At 72.3% G+C, this 15,996-nt stretch carries 16 protein-coding genes; 11 read left to right on the forward strand and 5 right to left on the reverse strand.

What is annotated here, in order from left to right; genetic code table 11:
* Positions 1–21 precede the first annotated feature (21 nt).
* From AC5Y6X_RS19345 to AC5Y6X_RS19365, 5 genes are all read left to right on the forward strand, one after another.
* Positions 22–615, forward strand: a complete 594-nt coding sequence (locus tag AC5Y6X_RS19345; RefSeq protein ID WP_499988870.1) for a TlpA disulfide reductase family protein — start codon at positions 22–24, stop codon at positions 613–615.
* On the forward strand, positions 612–1,391 hold the full coding sequence (locus AC5Y6X_RS19350) for a cytochrome c biogenesis CcdA family protein (protein WP_499988500.1): 780 nt from the start codon (positions 612–614) through the stop codon (positions 1,389–1,391). Before AC5Y6X_RS19345 ends, AC5Y6X_RS19350 begins: the two co-directional genes overlap by 4 nt.
* Before the next feature lie 98 nt (positions 1,392–1,489).
* A complete protein-coding gene (locus AC5Y6X_RS19355; RefSeq protein WP_499988872.1) occupies positions 1,490–3,070 on the forward strand; it encodes a cytochrome c biogenesis protein ResB in 1,581 nt (526 codons plus the stop codon).
* The gene (ccsB, locus tag AC5Y6X_RS19360; protein WP_499988501.1) at positions 3,067–4,044 is read left to right on the forward strand and encodes a c-type cytochrome biogenesis protein CcsB; all 978 of its coding nucleotides are present in this window, start codon (positions 3,067–3,069) and stop codon (positions 4,042–4,044) included. Before AC5Y6X_RS19355 ends, ccsB begins: the two co-directional genes overlap by 4 nt.
* A gap of 93 nt (positions 4,045–4,137) precedes the next feature.
* Positions 4,138–5,382, forward strand: a complete 1,245-nt coding sequence (locus tag AC5Y6X_RS19365; protein WP_499988874.1) for a MinD/ParA family ATP-binding protein — start codon at positions 4,138–4,140, stop codon at positions 5,380–5,382.
* On the opposite strand, the gene AC5Y6X_RS19370 is transcribed toward AC5Y6X_RS19365, so the two are convergent.
* A complete protein-coding gene (locus AC5Y6X_RS19370) occupies positions 5,379–5,540 on the reverse strand; it encodes a hypothetical protein (RefSeq protein ID WP_324681097.1) in 162 nt (53 codons plus the stop codon). The genes AC5Y6X_RS19365 and AC5Y6X_RS19370 overlap by 4 nt on opposite strands.
* A 46-nt stretch (positions 5,541–5,586) precedes the next feature.
* Here AC5Y6X_RS19370 and AC5Y6X_RS19375 point away from each other — a divergent pair, with 46 nt between their 5' ends.
* Positions 5,587–5,940: a DUF4229 domain-containing protein gene (locus AC5Y6X_RS19375; protein ID WP_499988503.1), complete on the forward strand. Its 354-nt coding sequence runs from the start codon at positions 5,587–5,589 to the stop codon at positions 5,938–5,940.
* A gap of 4 nt (positions 5,941–5,944) precedes the next feature.
* On the opposite strand, the gene AC5Y6X_RS19380 is transcribed toward AC5Y6X_RS19375, so the two are convergent.
* Together AC5Y6X_RS19380 and AC5Y6X_RS19385 are read right to left on the reverse strand one after the other, a co-directional pair.
* Positions 5,945–6,952, reverse strand: coding sequence for a beta-ketoacyl-ACP synthase III (locus AC5Y6X_RS19380; RefSeq protein WP_499988504.1), 1,008 nt, complete (start codon positions 6,950–6,952; stop codon positions 5,945–5,947).
* A 163-nt stretch (positions 6,953–7,115) separates the two neighbouring features.
* Positions 7,116–7,991 carry a 1,4-dihydroxy-2-naphthoate polyprenyltransferase gene (locus AC5Y6X_RS19385; RefSeq protein WP_499988506.1) on the reverse strand — a complete coding sequence of 292 codons (876 nt, stop codon included), beginning with the start codon at positions 7,989–7,991 and terminating at the stop codon, positions 7,116–7,118.
* Positions 7,992–8,025: 34 nt separating this feature from the next.
* Here AC5Y6X_RS19385 and AC5Y6X_RS19390 point away from each other — a divergent pair, with 34 nt between their 5' ends.
* Positions 8,026–8,802: an S-methyl-5'-thioadenosine phosphorylase gene (locus tag AC5Y6X_RS19390; RefSeq protein ID WP_499988508.1), complete on the forward strand. Its 777-nt coding sequence runs from the start codon at positions 8,026–8,028 to the stop codon at positions 8,800–8,802.
* Entirely contained in the window at positions 8,799–9,830 is a 1,032-nt protein-coding gene (locus AC5Y6X_RS19395; protein ID WP_499988510.1) for an NAD-dependent epimerase/dehydratase family protein, read from the forward strand. Before AC5Y6X_RS19390 ends, AC5Y6X_RS19395 begins: the two co-directional genes overlap by 4 nt.
* 80 nt (positions 9,831–9,910) lie before the next feature.
* Here AC5Y6X_RS19395 and AC5Y6X_RS19400 read toward each other — a convergent pair whose 3' ends face one another.
* Positions 9,911–11,365 (reverse strand): DUF7937 domain-containing protein, encoded by a 1,455-nt coding sequence (locus AC5Y6X_RS19400; RefSeq protein ID WP_499988876.1) that lies wholly within the window; start codon positions 11,363–11,365, stop codon positions 9,911–9,913.
* A gap of 334 nt (positions 11,366–11,699) precedes the next feature.
* Between AC5Y6X_RS19400 and AC5Y6X_RS19405 the strand changes: the two genes are divergently transcribed.
* Genes AC5Y6X_RS19405 through AC5Y6X_RS19415 form a run of 3 tightly spaced genes read left to right on the forward strand, consistent with a single transcriptional unit; the run spans position 11,700 to position 14,765 of the window.
* On the forward strand, positions 11,700–13,427 hold the full coding sequence (locus AC5Y6X_RS19405) for a DUF7159 family protein (RefSeq protein WP_324681091.1): 1,728 nt from the start codon (positions 11,700–11,702) through the stop codon (positions 13,425–13,427).
* A gap of 22 nt (positions 13,428–13,449) precedes the next feature.
* A complete protein-coding gene (locus AC5Y6X_RS19410; protein ID WP_324681090.1) occupies positions 13,450–14,103 on the forward strand; it encodes a glycosyltransferase family 2 protein in 654 nt (217 codons plus the stop codon).
* Positions 14,100–14,765 carry a TIGR04282 family arsenosugar biosynthesis glycosyltransferase gene (locus AC5Y6X_RS19415; protein ID WP_324681089.1) on the forward strand — a complete coding sequence of 222 codons (666 nt, stop codon included), beginning with the start codon at positions 14,100–14,102 and terminating at the stop codon, positions 14,763–14,765. The genes AC5Y6X_RS19410 and AC5Y6X_RS19415 overlap by 4 nt, the downstream gene beginning before the upstream one ends.
* Here the strand turns inward: AC5Y6X_RS19415 and AC5Y6X_RS19420 are convergent.
* On the reverse strand, positions 14,743–15,996 hold the full coding sequence (locus AC5Y6X_RS19420) for an APC family permease (protein WP_420715963.1): 1,254 nt from the start codon (positions 15,994–15,996) through the stop codon (positions 14,743–14,745). The two genes, AC5Y6X_RS19415 and AC5Y6X_RS19420, sit on opposite strands and share 23 nt — an antisense overlap.

The raw sequence follows: 15,996 nt of genomic DNA on the forward strand, positions 1-15,996 counted from the left end.
CGCATCATGAGGCCCCGCATCATGAGGCGGCTGGTGATGGCCGGGGCGGCGCTGGCCCTACTGCTGGCGGGCTGCGCGGGCTGCTCCGGCCGCGACGCGGTGGCGCAGGGCGGCACCTTCGAGTTCGTGTCGCCGGGCGGCAAGACCGACATCCTCTACGACCCGCCGGCCAGCCGCGGCCGCCCCGGCCCGCTGTCCGGGCCGGACCTCGCGGACCCGGCGCACACCATCTCGCTGAGCGACGCCCCCTTCGCCGGCAACGTCGTCGTCGTCAACGTCTGGGGGCAGTGGTGCGGGCCGTGCCGCGCCGAGGTCGGCCAGCTGCAGCAGGTCTACGACGCCACCCGGGCCTCCGGGGTGGCCTTTCTCGGCATCGACGCCCGCGACAACAACCGCCAGGCGGCGCTGGACTTCGTCGACGACCGGCATGTGACGTACCCGTCGATCTACGACCCGGCGATGCGCACCCTGATCGCCTTCGGCGGCAAGTACCCCACCACGGTCATCCCGTCCACGCTGCTGCTGGACCGCCAGCACCGGGTCGCGGCGGTGTTCCTGCGCGAACTGCTGGCCCAGGACCTGCAGCCGGTGGTGCAGCGGGTGGCCAAAGAGTGACCGGGTTCACCGAGATCGCCGCCGCCGGCCCGCTGCTGGTGGCGCTGGGCGTGTGCCTGCTGGCCGGGCTGGTGTCGTTCGCCTCGCCGTGCGTGGTGCCGCTGGTGCCGGGCTACCTGTCGTATCTGGCCGCCGTCGTGGGCGTGGACGAGCAGCCGCCGCCGGGCGCGGTGAAGGCCCCGCCGTCGGCCCGGTGGCGGGTCGCCGGGTCCGCGGCGCTGTTCGTGGCCGGGTTCACCACCGTCTTCTTGCTGGGCACCGTCGCGGTCCTCGGCATGACCACCACGCTGATCACCAATCAGCTTGCGCTGCAACGGGTTGGGGGCGTGCTGACCATCGTGATGGGGCTGGTGTTCGTCGGCCTCGTGCCGGTTTTGCAGCGCGAGGCCCGGTTCAGCCCGCGCCGGTTCACGACGGTGGCCGGGGCGCCGGTGCTGGGCGCGGTGTTCGGGCTCGGCTGGACGCCGTGCCTGGGGCCGACGCTGACCGGCGTGATCACCGTCGCCTCGGCCACCGAGGGCGCCAACGTCGCGCGCGGCGTCGCGCTGGTGGTCGCGTACTGCCTGGGGCTGGGGATCCCCTTCATCTTGCTGGCGTTCGGCTCGGCGGGCGCGGTGGCGGGCCTGGGCTGGCTGCGCCGGCACACCCGGGCCATCCAGATCTTCGGCGGCGCGCTGCTGATCGCGGTGGGCGCCCTGCTGGTCACCGGGGTGTGGAACGACTTCATCTCCTGGCTGCGCGACGCGTTCGTGTCCGACGTGAGGCTGCCGGTCTAGTGGCGCGAGCAGACGCAAAAGTCCCCAAAACGCCGCGTTTTGGGGGACTTTTGCGTCTGCTCGCCACAGCGCGCAACGCCTGGCGCGCGCTGACCTCGATGGGCACCGCGCTGGTGCTGCTGTGCCTGCTCGCGCTCGGTGCGATACCCGGCGCCCTGCTGCCGCAGCGCAACCTCAACGCCGGCAAGGTCGCCGACTATCTGGCCGCGCATCCGACGATCGGCCCGTGGCTGGATCGGCTGCAGGCCTTCGACGTGTTCTCCAGCTTCTGGTTCACCGCCATCTACGTGCTGCTGTTCGTGTCCCTGGTCGGCTGCCTGACCCCGCGGACCATCGAGCACGCCCGCAGCCTGCGCGCCACACCCGTCGCGGCGCCACGCAACCTGGCCCGGCTGCCCAAGCACGCGAGCACCCGGATCGTCGCCGAGCCCGGGGAGCTGAACCGCCTGGCGAACACCATCAGCCGCCGGCTGCGCGGCTGGCGCACGGCCATCCGCCACCACGAGGACCCGACGGGAGAATCCGTCGAGGTGTCGGCCGAGAAGGGCTATCTGCGCGAATTCGGCAACCTGGTCTTCCACTTCGCGCTGCTGGGCCTGCTGGTCGCGGTGGCCGTCGGCAAGCTGTTCGGCTACGAGGGCAACGTCATCGTCATCGCCGACGGCGGCCCCGGCTTCTGCTCGGCGTCGCCCGCCGCGTTCGACTCGTTCCGCGCCGGCAACACCGTCGACGGCACCTCGCTGCACCCAATCTGCATCCGCGTCAACGACTTTCAGGCACACTACCTGCAGTCGGGTCAGGCCACCTCGTTCGCCGCCGACATCGACTATCAGGCCGGCCGTGACCTGGCGGCCAACAGCTGGCGGCCCTACCGGCTGGAGGTCAACCACCCGCTGCGGGTCGGCGGCGACCGGGTGTACCTGCAGGGCCACGGCTACGCGCCCACCTTCACCGTCACCTTCCCGGACGGTCAGACCCGGACGTCGACCGTGCAATGGCGGCCCGACAACCCGCTGACCCTGCTGTCGTCGGGCGTGGTGCGCATCGACCCGCCCGCCGGCAGCTACCCCGACCCCGCCGAGCGCCGCAACCACGAGATCGCCATCCAGGGCCTGCTGGCGCCGACCGAGCAGCTGGACGGCGCGCTGCTGTCGTCGCGGTTCCCGGCCCTGAACGCCCCCGCCGTCGCCGTCGACATCTACCGCGGCGACACCGGCCTGGACACCGGCCGGCCCCAATCGCTGTTCACCCTGGATCCGCGGCTGATCCAGCAGGGCCGGCTGACCAAGGAGGCGAGGGTCAACCTGCGCGCCGGCCAGGAGGTCAGGATCGACCGGGGCCCGGCGGCGGGCACCGTCGTCCGGTTCGACGGCGCGGTGCCGTTCGTCAACCTGCAGGTGTCCCACGACCCCGGCCAGAGGTGGGTGCTGGTGTTCGCCATCGCGATGATGGCCGGGCTGCTGGTCTCGTTGCTGGTGCGGCGGCGCCGGGTGTGGGTGCGCCTGACGCCGGTCACCGACGAGGCCGGGCCGGGTACGGTGAACGTCGAGCTGGGCGGCCTGGCGCGCACCGACAACTCCGGCTGGGGGGAGGAGTTCGACAAGCTGTCCGAGCGGTTGGTTGCCGATCTCGGCGAGTCCCCGGCGTCGCGAAGGAGCTCCGAGGTGGACGTCACATGAACACCCTGCACGTCAACGTCGAACTGGCGCGCTACTCGGACTGGGCGTTCACCTCGGCGGTGGTGGCCCTGGTCGTCGCGCTGTTGCTGCTGGCGGTGGAGCTGGCCTACGCCGGCGGCCGCCGCGCCGACCGGCGCGAGCGGATCCTGGCGGGTTCGGTGGCCGCCGACGCCGCCACCCCCGGCATCGTCGACGACGTCGGGGGCCGGCCGTTCGACGAACGCGCCGGGCGGGCCGGGATGGCCGTCGTCTACCTGGGCATCGGGCTGCTGCTGGCGTGCATCGTGCTGCGCGGCCTGGCCACCCTGCGGGTGCCGTGGGGCAACATGTACGAGTTCATCAACCTGACCTGCTTTTGCGGCCTGGTCGCCGGCGCCCTGGTGCTGCGCCGCCCGCAACACCGCCCGCTGTGGGTGTTCCTGCTGCTGCCGGTCCTGATCCTGCTGACCGTCTCCGGGCGCTGGCTGTACACCAACGCCGCCCCGGTGATGCCGGCGCTGCAGTCCTACTGGCTGCCCATTCACGTGTCGGTGGTCAGCCTCGGCTCCGGGGTCTTCCTGGTCGCCGGCATCGCCAGCATCCTGTTCCTGCTGCGCACCTCGCGGCTGGGCGGGCCGGACGCCGAGGGCGCGCTGGCACGGGTGGTGCGGCGATTCCCCGACGCGCAGACCCTGGACCGCATCGCCTACCGGACCACGATCTTCGCGTTCCCGGTGTTCGGTTTCGGCGTCATCTTCGGCGCGATCTGGGCCGAGCAGGCCTGGGGCAGGTACTGGGGCTGGGACCCCAAGGAGACGGTTTCGTTCGTGGCGTGGGTGGTATACGCGGCCTATCTGCACGCCAGGTCGACCGCCGGATGGCGGGACAGGAAGGCCGCATGGATCAACGTGGTGGGCTTCGTGGCCATGGTCTTCAACTTGTTCTTCGTTAATCTGGTGACTGTGGGCCTGCATTCTTATGCCGGCGTGGGCTGACAGCTAGCAACCGACCCAAGAAAACTGCAACAAGGGGGAGTGCACGTGTCCGACCAGCCGAGCGTGGGGGCGCCCGAACATCCGACCACAGAGCTGAGGGCTCAACAGCCGAAGGAGCCCACCGAGCAGGCCGGCGAATCGTCGGCCGACTCCGGCGACGCGCCGACGCGGGCCTTCGCCGGGTTCCGCACCGAGCGGCGGGTCCCCGGGCCCGAGAAGCACGAGACGACGGCGGCGCCGACGGCGGCCCGTGCCGGAATGCCGCCCTGGGATCCCACGCCGGTCACCGGCATCCCGCGCGTCGACCCGACGGCCTTCGGCGCCTACTACAACGGCCCGGCCGACGCGCCGCCCGCGGAGGCCCAAGCGGCCCCGTACCGCCCCGAGCACGTCCCGCACACGCCCTATCCGGAGCTGTCCACGGGCGTGCTGCTGCGGCCGGTCAAGCCGCCGCCTTCGGAGGGCTGGCGACGGCTGCTCTACGAGCTGTCCGGTCATCTGATCAACCTCGGGGAGAGCCCGCGGGCCGCCCGCTACAACAACCTGGTGGCCCAGGTCAACCGGCCGTTGCGCGGTTCCTACCGGGTCGCGCTGCTGTCGTTGAAGGGTGGCGTGGGCAAGACCACGATCACCGCGACGCTGGGGGCCACCTTCGCCTCGATCCGCGGCGACCGGGTGGTGGCGCTGGACGCCAACCCCGATCACGGCACGCTGAGCCAGAAGATCCCGCTGGAGACGTCGGCCACCGTGCGCCAGCTGCTGCACGACGCGGGCAGCATCGAGCGCTACAGCGATGTCCGCCGCTACACCTCGAAGGGGCCCAGCGGGCTGGAGATCGTGGCATCGGAAAGCGACCCGGCCATCTCGGACGCGTTCAGCGCCGAGGACTACACCCGCACCCTGGACGTCCTGGAGCGCTACTACGGCCTGGTGCTCACCGACTGCGGTCCCGGGCTGCTGCATTCCGTGATGTCGGCGGTGCTGGACCGGGCCGACCTGCTGATCGTGGTCAGCTCCGGATCCATCGACGGCGCGCGCAGCGCCTCGGCGACGCTGGACTGGCTGGACGCCCACGGCCACCAGGAGAAGGTCCGCGACTCGATCGCGGTCATCAACGCGGTGCGGTCACGCACCGGCAAGGTCGACATGAACAAGGTGGTCGATCACTTCTCGCGGCGCTGCCGCGCGGTGCGGCTGTTACCGTTCGACCCCCACCTCGAAGAGGGCGCCGAGATCAACCTGGATCTGCTGCGGCGCGGTACCCGCGAGGCGATCACCGAGCTGGCCGCCGTCGTCGCCGACGGGTTCCCCGGCGAGCGCAATCCGGGTGTCGCCTAAAGGGGGTTGTTGTCGCCGTTTCCCAACCGCCGCAAGAACTCTGGATCGTCGTCGGGTCCGATGACGCGGGTCTTCGGCCGGTGGGTCTGGGACCGGGCCGCGCGCCAGCCAATGTAGACCAGCGTCCCCAACACCAGGACGAGCAGCAGGTAGAGCACTCAACACCTCCTTCGAGCGAATATACCCGCGCCGTAGGCTCGACCCGTGTCAGAGGAGCCTAGCGACCACGCGGCCGAGCCCGGCCGAAACCGCGTCGTCGTCGACGTTCTGGTGTATGCCGCGGCGCGGCTGCTGCTGTTCGTCGTCCTCGCCGCCGCGATCTACGGGATCGCGCGACTGCTCGGGGTCACCCAGTTCCCGATTGTCGTGGCGGCGTTGTTCGCGTTGATCATCGCGATGCCCCTGGGCATCTGGCTGTTCGCCCCGCTGCGCCGGCGCGCCACCGCGGCGCTGGCCGTGGCCGGCGAACGCCGGCGCGTCGAACGCGAACAGCTGCAGGCCCGGCTGCGCGGCGAGGCGGTGGCCGACCCCGACGACGGCCCCGGCCCCGACGGGTGAGCCCTCACCCGTTCGGCATCAGCACGACCTGGGCGGCGTAGCTCAGGCCCGCGCCGTACCCGAGCAGCAGCGCGAGGTCGCCGGCCTTGGCCGCCCCGGTCGCCAGCAGCTCGGCCATCGCCAGGGGAATGGAGGCCGCGGACGTGTTTCCGGTGTGCTCGATGTCGTTGGCGATGACCGCGTCCGGTCGCAGCTCCAGGTTCTTGGCCAGGACCTCGTTGATCCGGCTGTTGGCCTGGTGCGGGATGAACACGTCGACCTCGTCGGGCCGGATGCCCGCCGCGTCCATCGCCTGCCGGCCGACCTTGCCCATCTCGAAGGCCGCCCAGCGGAACACCGCGCTGCCCTCGAGCCGCAGGAAGGGGCGGGGGCCCGTCGGGTCGTCCATGTAGTCGATCCAGTCGATGTCCTGGCGGATGGCCTTCACCTGCTCGCCGTCGCTGCCCGCGATGGTCGGCCCGATGCCCTGAACCGGCGTCTCGCCCACCACCACCCCGGCGGCGCCGTCGGCGAAGATGAAGCAGTTGCTGCGGTCCTGCATGTCGATCGTGGGCGACAGTTTCTCCGAGCCGATGACCAGCACCTTGCCGGCGCTCCCGCCGCGGATCATGTCGGCCGCCACGCCGATCGCGTACCCGAAGCCGGCGCATCCGGCCGAGATGTCGAAGGCGGGCACACCCGTGGCGCCCAGGCCCGTCGCGACCTCGGGGGCGCAGGCCGGGGTCTGCAGGAAATGGGTGCTGGTCGCGACGATCACGCCGTCGATGTCGCCCGCCGTGAGGTCGGCCTTCCCGATCGCCTCCCGGCCGGCGGCAATCGCCATGGACGCGGCGGATTCGTCGCGGGCGGCGAAGCGGCGGGTCTTGATCCCGGTTCGCGAGTAGATCCACTCGTCGGAGGAGTCGATGGTGCGGCACAGCTCGTCATTGGTGACGACGCGCTCGGGCCGGTACGCCCCGACACTGAGCAGTCCGATGCTCTTGGGCCCACTGGTCGTGGCGATCTGGTTCATTGTGGTCCTCGGTAGGCGGTGTTGTTATCGGATCGTAGGCCGCCTCCCGTCGAGTGTGCATCGGCGGCTTCCGGTGTGAACGTGCGGCGGGATCCGGCGCTCAACTCCACCCTGAGCGCACGCTCGACGCCCTGAGCGCACGCTCGACGCCCTGAGCGCACACTCAACGCCCGGCCAGCGCCAACGCCGCGGCGACCGCGACCGCCCACACGATCATCGCCAGCCCGGTGTCGCGCAGCACCGGGATCAGCTCCGGCCCGCCGCGCCCGGACCGGACCGGCCGCGCTGCGCGCAGGGCCAGCGGCGTGGCCACCAGCCCCGCCGCGCACCACGGCGTCGCCAGCATCAGCGCCAGCGTCAACACCCCGGCCGTCGCCAGCAGCGCCTGATACAGCGCCCGGGTGCGCGCATCGCCCAGCCGAACCGCCAGGGTGATCTTGCCCGACCGCGCATCGGTCGGGATGTCCCGCAGGTTGTTGGCCACCAGCACCGACGACGACAGCGCCCCGATCGCCACCGCCAGCACCAGGCCCACCCAGTCCACCCGCAGCGCCTGCGTGTACTCGGTGCCGAGCACCGCGACCAGGCCGAAGAAGACGAACACCGCGGCCTCGCCAAAACCCAAGTAGCCGTAGGGTTTTGACCCGCCGGTGTACAGCCACGCCCCGGCGATGCAGGCGGCGCCGACCACGATCAGCCACGGCGAGCTCACCAGCGCCAGCGCCAACCCGGCCGCCGCGCCGACCGTCAACCCGGTCACCGCGGCGGCCAGCACGGACCGCGGGCTCGCCAGCCGCGAGCCGACCAGCCGCACCGGGCCGGCCCGCTCGTCGTCGGTGCCGCGGATGCCGTCGGAGTAGTCGTTGGCGTAGTTGACGCCGATGATCAGCGCGACCGCGACGGTCAGCGCCAGCAGCGCCTTCCACCACACGGCCGAGTGCAGCCAGGCCGCCGCGCCGGTGCCCGCGACCACCGGCGCCACCGCGTTGGGCAGCGTCCGCGGCCGCGCCCCCGAGATCCACTGCGCGAAACTGGCCACCAGGGCATCCTGCCTCATGCACCACAATGGGCGGATGCTCGGAGTGATCGGCGGCAGCGGTTTCTACACGTTCTTCGAGTCCGGCGTCCGCGACGTCGACGTGGACACCCCGTACGGCGAGCCGAGCGCCCCGGTCACCGTCGGCGCCGTCGGGGGGCACGAGGTCGCGTTCCTGCCCCGCCATGGCGCCCGGCACGAATACTCGGCGCACACCGTGCCCTACCGGGCCAACATGTGGGCGCTGCGCAAGCTCGGGGTGCGGCGGGTGTTCGCGCCGTGCGCGGTCGGCAGCCTGAATCCCGAACACGGCCCCGGCACCGTGGTGGTGCCCGACCAGCTGGTGGACCGCACCACCGGCCGCGCCGACACCTACTTCGACTCCGGCGCCGTGCACGTCGACTTCGCCGACCCGTACTGCCCGACGCTGCGCTCGGCGGTCACCGGCCTGCCCGGCGTGGTCGATGGCGGCACCGTGGTGGTGATCCAGGGACCGCGGTTTTCCACCCGGGCCGAGAGCCGCTGGTTCGCCTCCGCCGGCGTCGGTTTGGTCAACATGACCGGGTACCCGGAGGCGGTGCTGGCCCGGGAGCTCGAAATATGCTATGCGGCAATCGGTTTGGTGACCGACCTGGATGCCGGCGTCGCGGCGGGCGAGGGGGTGAAGGCCGTAGACGTGTTCGCCGAGTTCGAGAAAAACATGCCGCCGTTCAAGGAGCTGGTGCGCTCGGCGATCGGCCGGGTCGCCGCCGAACGCGACTGCACGCACTGCCTGGCGCACACCGGCGTCACGCTGCCGGTGGAGCTGCCGTGAGGGTGTTGCTCACTGGGGCGGCCGGGTTCATCGGGTCGCGGGTGCACGCGGCGCTGCGCGCGGCGGGCCACGACGTGGTGGCCGTCGACGCGCTGCTGCCCGCCGCGCACGGCCCGAACCCCGTGCTGCCGGCGGGATGCCGGAACGTCGACGTCCGCGACGCCGACGCGCTGGCCCCGCTGCTGCGCGGCGTCGACCTGGTGTGCCACCAGGCCGCGATGGTGGGCGCCGGGGTGGACGCCGCCGACGCGCCCGCCTACGGCGCGCACAACGATTTCGCCACCACCGTGCTGCTGGCGCAGATGTTCGCCGCGGGGGTGCGCCGTTTGGTGCTGGCGTCCTCGATGGTGGTCTACGGGCAGGGCCGATACGACTGCCCCGCGCACGGGCCGGTGGACCCGCTGCCGCGGCGGCGGGCGGACCTGGACGCCGGGGTCTTCGAGCACCGCTGCCCGGTCGGCGGCGAGGAGCTGGCCTGGCGGCTGGTCGACGAGGACGCGGCGCTGCGGCCGCGCAGCCTGTACGCGGCCAGCAAGACCGCGCAGGAGCATTACGCGCTGGCGTGGTCGGAGTCGACGGGCGGCTCGGTGGTGGCGTTGCGCTACCACAACGTGTACGGCCCCGGCATGCCGCGCGACACCCCGTACTCCGGGGTGGCGGCGATCTTCCGGTCGGCGTTGGAAAAGGGCGAGCCGCCAAGGGTTTTCGAGGACGGCGGCCAGATGCGCGACTTCGTTCACGTCGACGACGTGGCCGCCGCCAACGTCGCGGCCGTGTCGTCAACGCGCGACGGCTTCACCGCGGTCAATGTCTGCTCGGGACAACCCATCTCGATCCGGGACGTGGCCACCGCGCTCTGCGATGCGCGAGCTGCGTCGGTGCATCCGATCATCACCGGGCAGTATCGCAGCGGCGACGTGCGTCACATCGTCGCCGATCCCGCCCGCGCCGCCGAGGTGCTGGGCTTCCGCGCGGCCGTCGACCCGCGGGAGGGCCTTCGCGAGTTCGCGTTCGCGCCGCTGCGTTAGCGGCGCGGTCGAAACCGCGCGTCGAGCGTGGGGGCTATGCACACAGAACGACCGGTTTTCGTCCATAGCCCCCACGTTCGCTAGCGCCCCGGCGGCCGGTAGATCTTGGGCTTGGGGACCGCCATGCGCCCGGTGCCGGAGTCGTCGCCGCGGAAGATCCTGGGCGACTCGCCGACCCGGACACGTGTCGTCGGCGCGGCCGACGGCGGCCGGACGGGCTTGCGCGCGGCGGGCGGCCTGCGCCGTCGCACCCGACGTCCGGTGAGCTGACCCGTGACGATCGCGGCGGCCAGGATGCACAGGGCCAGCCCGCACAGCGCCACGTCGAAGGTGCTGGTGATCTGCTGGGCGAGATTGTTCCCGTACACCGGGTTGTGCGCGGCGGCGGGCACTTCCGCGAACCGCGGGGCCAGCACGACACCCACGATGACGCGCGAAATGCTCAGTGTCGCAACGAGTCCGCACAGCGACGAGATCAGCCTGGCCGAGACGGCGTCATTGGCCAGGTTGACGCGCAGCCAGATCGCGATGACCGCGGTGCCCAGGTCGAACGCCGCCAGCACGATGCTGTCGTAGCGCGAGTACGGGTAGTTCAGCATCACGCCGACGGCCAGGTCGGTGATCCTCATCGCCATCGACCCCAGGCACCACACGACGATGAGCAGCAAGCCATTTCGGGCCGCCGCCCGCCACGCGTTCGGCTCGGTCGACGCGCCCCGGTCGCCGGGCAGCCGGGCAAAGATCGCCGCGGCCGCCGCCCACGCCAGGAAACCCTCGAACCCGACCCCGGCCGTCGACGTGTTCTGCGCGATGCCGTGGAACGCGTCGATGTCGCGGCCGACGGGCAGGCCCCACACGACGATCCCGGCGACCAGCGTCGACGCCCCGAGCGCGACGGTCGCCAGCCGGGCTGCCTTGGTGTTGCGCAGCAGCCACCGCGACGCGACGACGACGGCAACCAGCGCCACCACGCCGTACACCACCGCCGTCGCGATGACCGCGATGTTCTGCTTGCCGAAGCCGGCCGAACCGCCCGCGCCGGTCAGCGCGTACTTCAACCGCCAGTACAGGTTGAAGCCAAAGCTGGCCACCGCCAACACAATCGAGGCGTAGCCGATGTTGCGGGCGGCCCGCAGCCACCCGGCGAACCTGTCGTCGCCGGCGACCGCCGGTTGCGCGCTCAGCAGCGAGCCGGCGATCCCCAGCCACGCTCCCGGCCCCACCCCGCCCGGCACGGTCACGCTGCCGCCGAATCGGACGGTCTCGAACGCGTCGAAAACCACGCAGGCCGCCACCACCAGCAGGTAGGGGACGTTGAGCCACAGCCGAATCCGTTTGGCGGGCGCGGCCAGCGAGATCAGTGACAGCAGCGTCACCGCGAACAGCACGGCGAGCACGACGCCGTTGCTGCCCGCAATGGTCAGGCCGGAATACAGGTTCCACGGCAGCACCAGCGCGACGACGAGCAGGGTGGCGGCGGTCAGGTCGACGGCGACGTTGCGGTGCCGCGCCGGTCGCTGCGGCCGGCCGTTGATGGGGCCGGTAGGCGCCTCGTCGCTGCTCTGGCTCACGGTTCCCCCCGGTATCGAGGACGGTTGCTGGCGGTGCCGCTTCGGTTGGGTGGCTAGGGAACCACCGGGCCGGTCGCTTGCGTTGCTCTATTTGGAAACATAATCCATTCGGACAACGCGGCAGCGGCTGCGACGTGAACGTGCGAATCCGGGAAGTTGTTCCGCGCAGAGGGAACCCGGTTACGCTGCGCTCAGAGGCCGACGCTGTCGCCCGAATGACTATCGCTGCCGTCGGTATCGCAGTGTAATGCTGCGGGGACATGCTGGTTGCGGGGTGGCCAGCCGAAGGAGAGTCGGGATGGACGTCGTTTTGGGGGTCGCGGTCACCGGCCCCGTTGCCCGCTTGGCGCTCGTCGGGCCGGGCGCACAGGGTGCTGACGTGATCGACCAGTACGAAGTCGAGCTCGCCGACGACCCGATCGGGACGCTGACCGACACGGTGGCCGGCACGAACCGGCTGTTGGCCGGCGAAAACCACCGGCTGGCCGCGACCCGTGTTTGCTGGACGGACGATTCCCAGGCCGACCGGCTGCGCCAGGCGCTGGAACACTCCGGCGTGATGAACGTCGCGGTGCTGCCGGAGTCGCAGGCGGTCACCGCGCTGATGCGCGCGGCGGGGCGGCCCGGCGCCGCGCTGGTGTTCGGCGACCAGACGGCGACCCTGTCGGTCCCTTCGGTCGAGGGCGGCGCGGATGCGCCGCCGACGCTGCTGGCCAGCGCGCCGCTGCCGGGCGGCTCGGCCGATCAGGCCACCGCCACGTTCGACACGTTGATGGCCCGGCTGGGCGACCAGCCGAACGCCCCGGGCGACATCTACCTGATGGGCGCGTCCCCCGACCTGGACAGCGTCGCCGACCGGATCCGCGAGGCGTCGACCATGCGGGTGCAGGTTCCCGACGACCCCACATTCGCCGTCGCCCGCGGCGCGGCCCTGGCCGCCGTGCCCCCGGCGCTGTTGGCGGCCGGCGACGCGACCGCGATGGCCCCGGCGGTGGGGCTCACGGGCGATGCGACCGCGATGGCCCCCGCGGCCGGGCTCACCGGGGACGAGACCGCCTTCGCGCCCGCCGCAGAACCGCCCGCCGCGGACCAACAGCTGGCGTACTCGATGGCCGACGAGGGCGAGCCGTACGGCGCTGGCGAGTTCGGCGACGAGTACGAGGACTTCGCCGGCGACGAGGCCGAGACCGGGCACCTGCCGCTGAGCCGACGGTCGGTGCTGCTGGGCAACGCGGTCATCGCGTTCGCCGTGATCGGACTCTCGACGCTGGCGGTCGCGGTGGCCGTTGCCGTGCAGCCGACGGCCAGCCAACAGCCCGTGATCGGACACCAGAACGCCGCCCCCGGCAAGTTCATGCCGCTGCTGCCGACGCAGCAGCAGGCGCCGGTGCCGCCGCCCCCGCCCGACCAGCCCAACGCCGGATTCCAGGGCGGCGTCATCCCTGACTCCAACGGCTACATCCCGCCGCAGCTGATGGCACCGGCTGCACCGCCGGCCGCCCCCGCGCCGGTGGCCCCGGCTCCCGGTTACGTGCCGGTCCCGGTCCCGATCGTTCCGTACCCGGGCTGGCAGCCGCCGTACACGCCGCCGACGGCGCCGACGCTGCCGACGACGCCGACGCTGCCGACGACACCGACGCTGCCGACGACACCGACGCTGCCGACGACACCGACGCAGACCCCGTACACGCCGCCGACCACGACATACACCACGCCGACCACGACGTACAGCCCGCCGACGACCACGTACTCGCCGCCGACCACCACGCAGCAGGCGCCGACCACGACGCAGCAGGCGCCGACGACCACGCAGCAGGCGCCCACCACCACCTACTCGCCGCCGTCGACGCAGCAGACCCAGACGCAGCAGACCCAGACGCAGCAGACCCAGACGCAGCAGACCCAGACGCAGCAGACGCAGACCCAGCAGACGGTGGTTCCCACGCAGCCGCACACCCAGCAGCAGATTCCGCAGCAGACAGTTCCGCAGCAGCCGCACGGCGGCGTCCCCCGTCACGGGTTCTGAGCGCGCCCTAGGGTCGAATGCCATGCCCGACGACGCGGTCACGGTGGTGCTGCCCTGTCTCAACGAGGAGGAGTCGCTGCCGGGGGTGCTGGCGGCGATCCCCGCCGGTTACCGGGCGCTGGTGGTCGACAACAACAGCACCGACGCCACCGCCACGGTCGCGGGCCGGCACGGCGCCGACGTGGTCGCCGAGCCGCGGGCCGGCTACGGCTCGGCGGTGCACGCGGGCGTCGTCGCGGCGACGACACCGATCGTGGCGGTCATCGACGCCGACGGCTCGATGGACCCCGGGGAGCTGCCCCGGCTGGTCGCCGCGCTCGAGCGGGCCGACCTGGTGATCGGCCGGCGCCGCCCGGTGCCGGGGCTGCACTGGCCGTGGGTCGCCCGGCTGGGCACCGTGGTGATGAGCTGGCGGCTGCGCACCCGCCACGGGCTGCCGGTGCACGACATCGCGCCGATGCGGGTGGCCCGACGCGAGGCGCTACTGGAGCTGGGGGTCGCCGACCGGCGGTCCGGGTACCCGCTGGAACTGCTGGTGCGGGCCGCGACCGCCGGCTGGCGCGTGGTGGAGCTCGACGTCAGCTACGGCCCGCGAACCGGCGGCAAGTCGAAGGTCAGCGGCTCGCTGCGGGGCAGCATCACCGCGATCGTGGACTTCTGGAAGGTGATCTCGTGAGCGGCCTGCCGGTGACCCTGCTGGTGGTCGCCAAGGCGCCGGAGCCGGGCCGCGCCAAGACCCGGCTCGCCGCGACGGTCGGCGACCGGGTCGCCGCCGACATCGCCGCCGCCGCGCTGCTGGACACGCTGGACGCGGTGGCCGCCGCGCCGGTGGTGGCGCGGGTGGTGGCGCTCACCGGCGATGTGGGCGCCGCGGTCGGCGCCGTCGAGCTCCGCCGACGGCTCGGGGCGTTCACGGTGATCGAGCAGCGCGGCGACGGCTTCGCCGATCGGCTCGCCAACGCGCACGCCGACGCGGGCCTGGGCGGACACCCGGTGCTGCAGATCGGCATGGACACCCCGCAGGTGACCGCGGGCCTGCTGGGCGGTTGCGCGCGTCGGTTGCTCGGCACGCAGGCCGTGCTCGGGCCCGCGCGCGACGGCGGCTGGTGGGCGCTGGGCGTGCGCGCACCAGCGATGGCCGAATGCCTGCGAAATGTGCCGATGTCGCAACCCAACACCGGAGAGCTCACGCTGAAGGCGTTGCGCGACAACGGCATTGACGTGAGCCCGCTGGAACCCCTGGCCGACTTCGACGTCGTCGACGACGTCGCCGTGGTGCGCGATGCCTGCGGTCCGGCCAGTCGCTTCGCCCGCGTCACCCGCGCCGCCGGGCTCTGACCGCCGCGCGCCCGGCGATCCCGGCGGCGAAGACGGCCAGGCCGGCGACCACGGCCTGCCACGGCAACGTGGCGACCAGCAGCAGGCAGCCCGCAGCGCCGCAGACGTTCAGCACGCGGCGGCGCCGCGTCTCGGCGGCCGACAGCGTGAAGGCGGAGGCGTTGGCGATCGCGTAGTAGATCAGCACCCCGAACGACGAGAACCCGATCACGCCGCGCAGGTCGACGGTGGCCACCAGCACGCAGACGACCACCCCGAGCGCGATCTCGGCGTGGTGCGGCACCCGGTAGCGCGGGTGCACGGCCGCGAGCCAGCCGGGCAGATCCCCGTGCCGGGCCATCGCCAGCACGGTGCGCCCGAGCCCGGCGACCAGCGCCAGCAGCGTGCCCAGGCTCGCCAGCGCGGCCCCGACCGTGATCACCGGCACCAGCGCCGGCACCCCGGCGGCCCGCACCGCCTCCGCCAGCGGCGCGGCGGCGCACGCCAGCCGATCCGGGCCCGCGGCCAGCAGGGCCGCCACGCCGACAAGGAAGTAGATCGCGACGGCGATCGCCAGCGCCAGGGTTATCGCCCGGGGGATGACGCGGGCCGGATCGCGGACCTCCTCGCCCATCGTCGCGATCCGCGCGTAACCGGCGAAGGCGAAGAACAGCAACCCGGCCGACTGCAGAACGCCATAAACCGTGCCCATGGGCCAATGCATGAGCTGCGACGGCCCAGGCCTGGTGACCGCGATCCCGATGACGACCGCGGCAAGCGCAATCACCGTGCAGGCCAACAATATTCGGGCCAGCATCGCGGTCTTGGTGACCCCGCGGTAGTTCAGCGCGACCAGCAGGACCACGGCGGCCACGCCGATGACGCGTTGCGCCCAAAGGGATCCGGGAACCGCGTAGCTCGCGACGGTCAGCGCCATGGCCGCGCAGGACGCGGTCTTGCCGATCACAAATCCCCACCCCGCGACGAAGCCCCACCACGGACCCAGGCGTTCGCGCCCGTAGATGTACGTCCCGCCCGACGTCGGATAGACCGCGGCCAGCTGCGCCGACGCGGTGGCGTTGCAGTACGCGATCGCCGCGGCCACCCCCAGCCCGATCAGCAGGCCGGCGCCCGCCGCCCGCGCGGCCGGGCCGAACGCCGAGAACACGCCGGCCCCGACCATCGAGCCGAGCCCGATCACCACCGCGTCGGCCGTGCCGAGTCGACGGGCCAGCCCCGGCTGTTCCATCAT

The sequence above is a fragment of the Mycobacterium sp. NGS26 genome (assembly GCF_059813025.1).

Bases quoted from the DNA above. Each gene is read 5' to 3' on its own strand.
- AC5Y6X_RS19345 (WP_499988870.1), top strand. From the start codon at position 22: ATGAGGCGGCTGGTGATGGCCGGGGCGGCGCTGGCCCTACTGCTGGCG.
- AC5Y6X_RS19355 (WP_499988872.1), top strand. From the start codon at position 1,490: ATGGGCACCGCGCTGGTGCTGCTGTGCCTGCTCGCGCTCGGTGCGATA.
- ccsB (WP_499988501.1), top strand. From the start codon at position 3,067: ATGAACACCCTGCACGTCAACGTCGAACTGGCGCGCTACTCGGACTGG.
- AC5Y6X_RS19380 (WP_499988504.1), bottom strand. From the start codon at position 6,952: ATGAACCAGATCGCCACGACCAGTGGGCCCAAGAGCATCGGACTGCTC.
- AC5Y6X_RS19390 (WP_499988508.1), top strand. From the start codon at position 8,026: ATGCTCGGAGTGATCGGCGGCAGCGGTTTCTACACGTTCTTCGAGTCC.
- AC5Y6X_RS19405 (WP_324681091.1), top strand. From the start codon at position 11,700: ATGGACGTCGTTTTGGGGGTCGCGGTCACCGGCCCCGTTGCCCGCTTG.
- AC5Y6X_RS19410 (WP_324681090.1), top strand. From the start codon at position 13,450: ATGCCCGACGACGCGGTCACGGTGGTGCTGCCCTGTCTCAACGAGGAG.
- AC5Y6X_RS19420 (WP_420715963.1), bottom strand. From the start codon at position 15,996: ATGATGGAACAGCCGGGGCTGGCCCGTCGACTCGGCACGGCCGACGCG.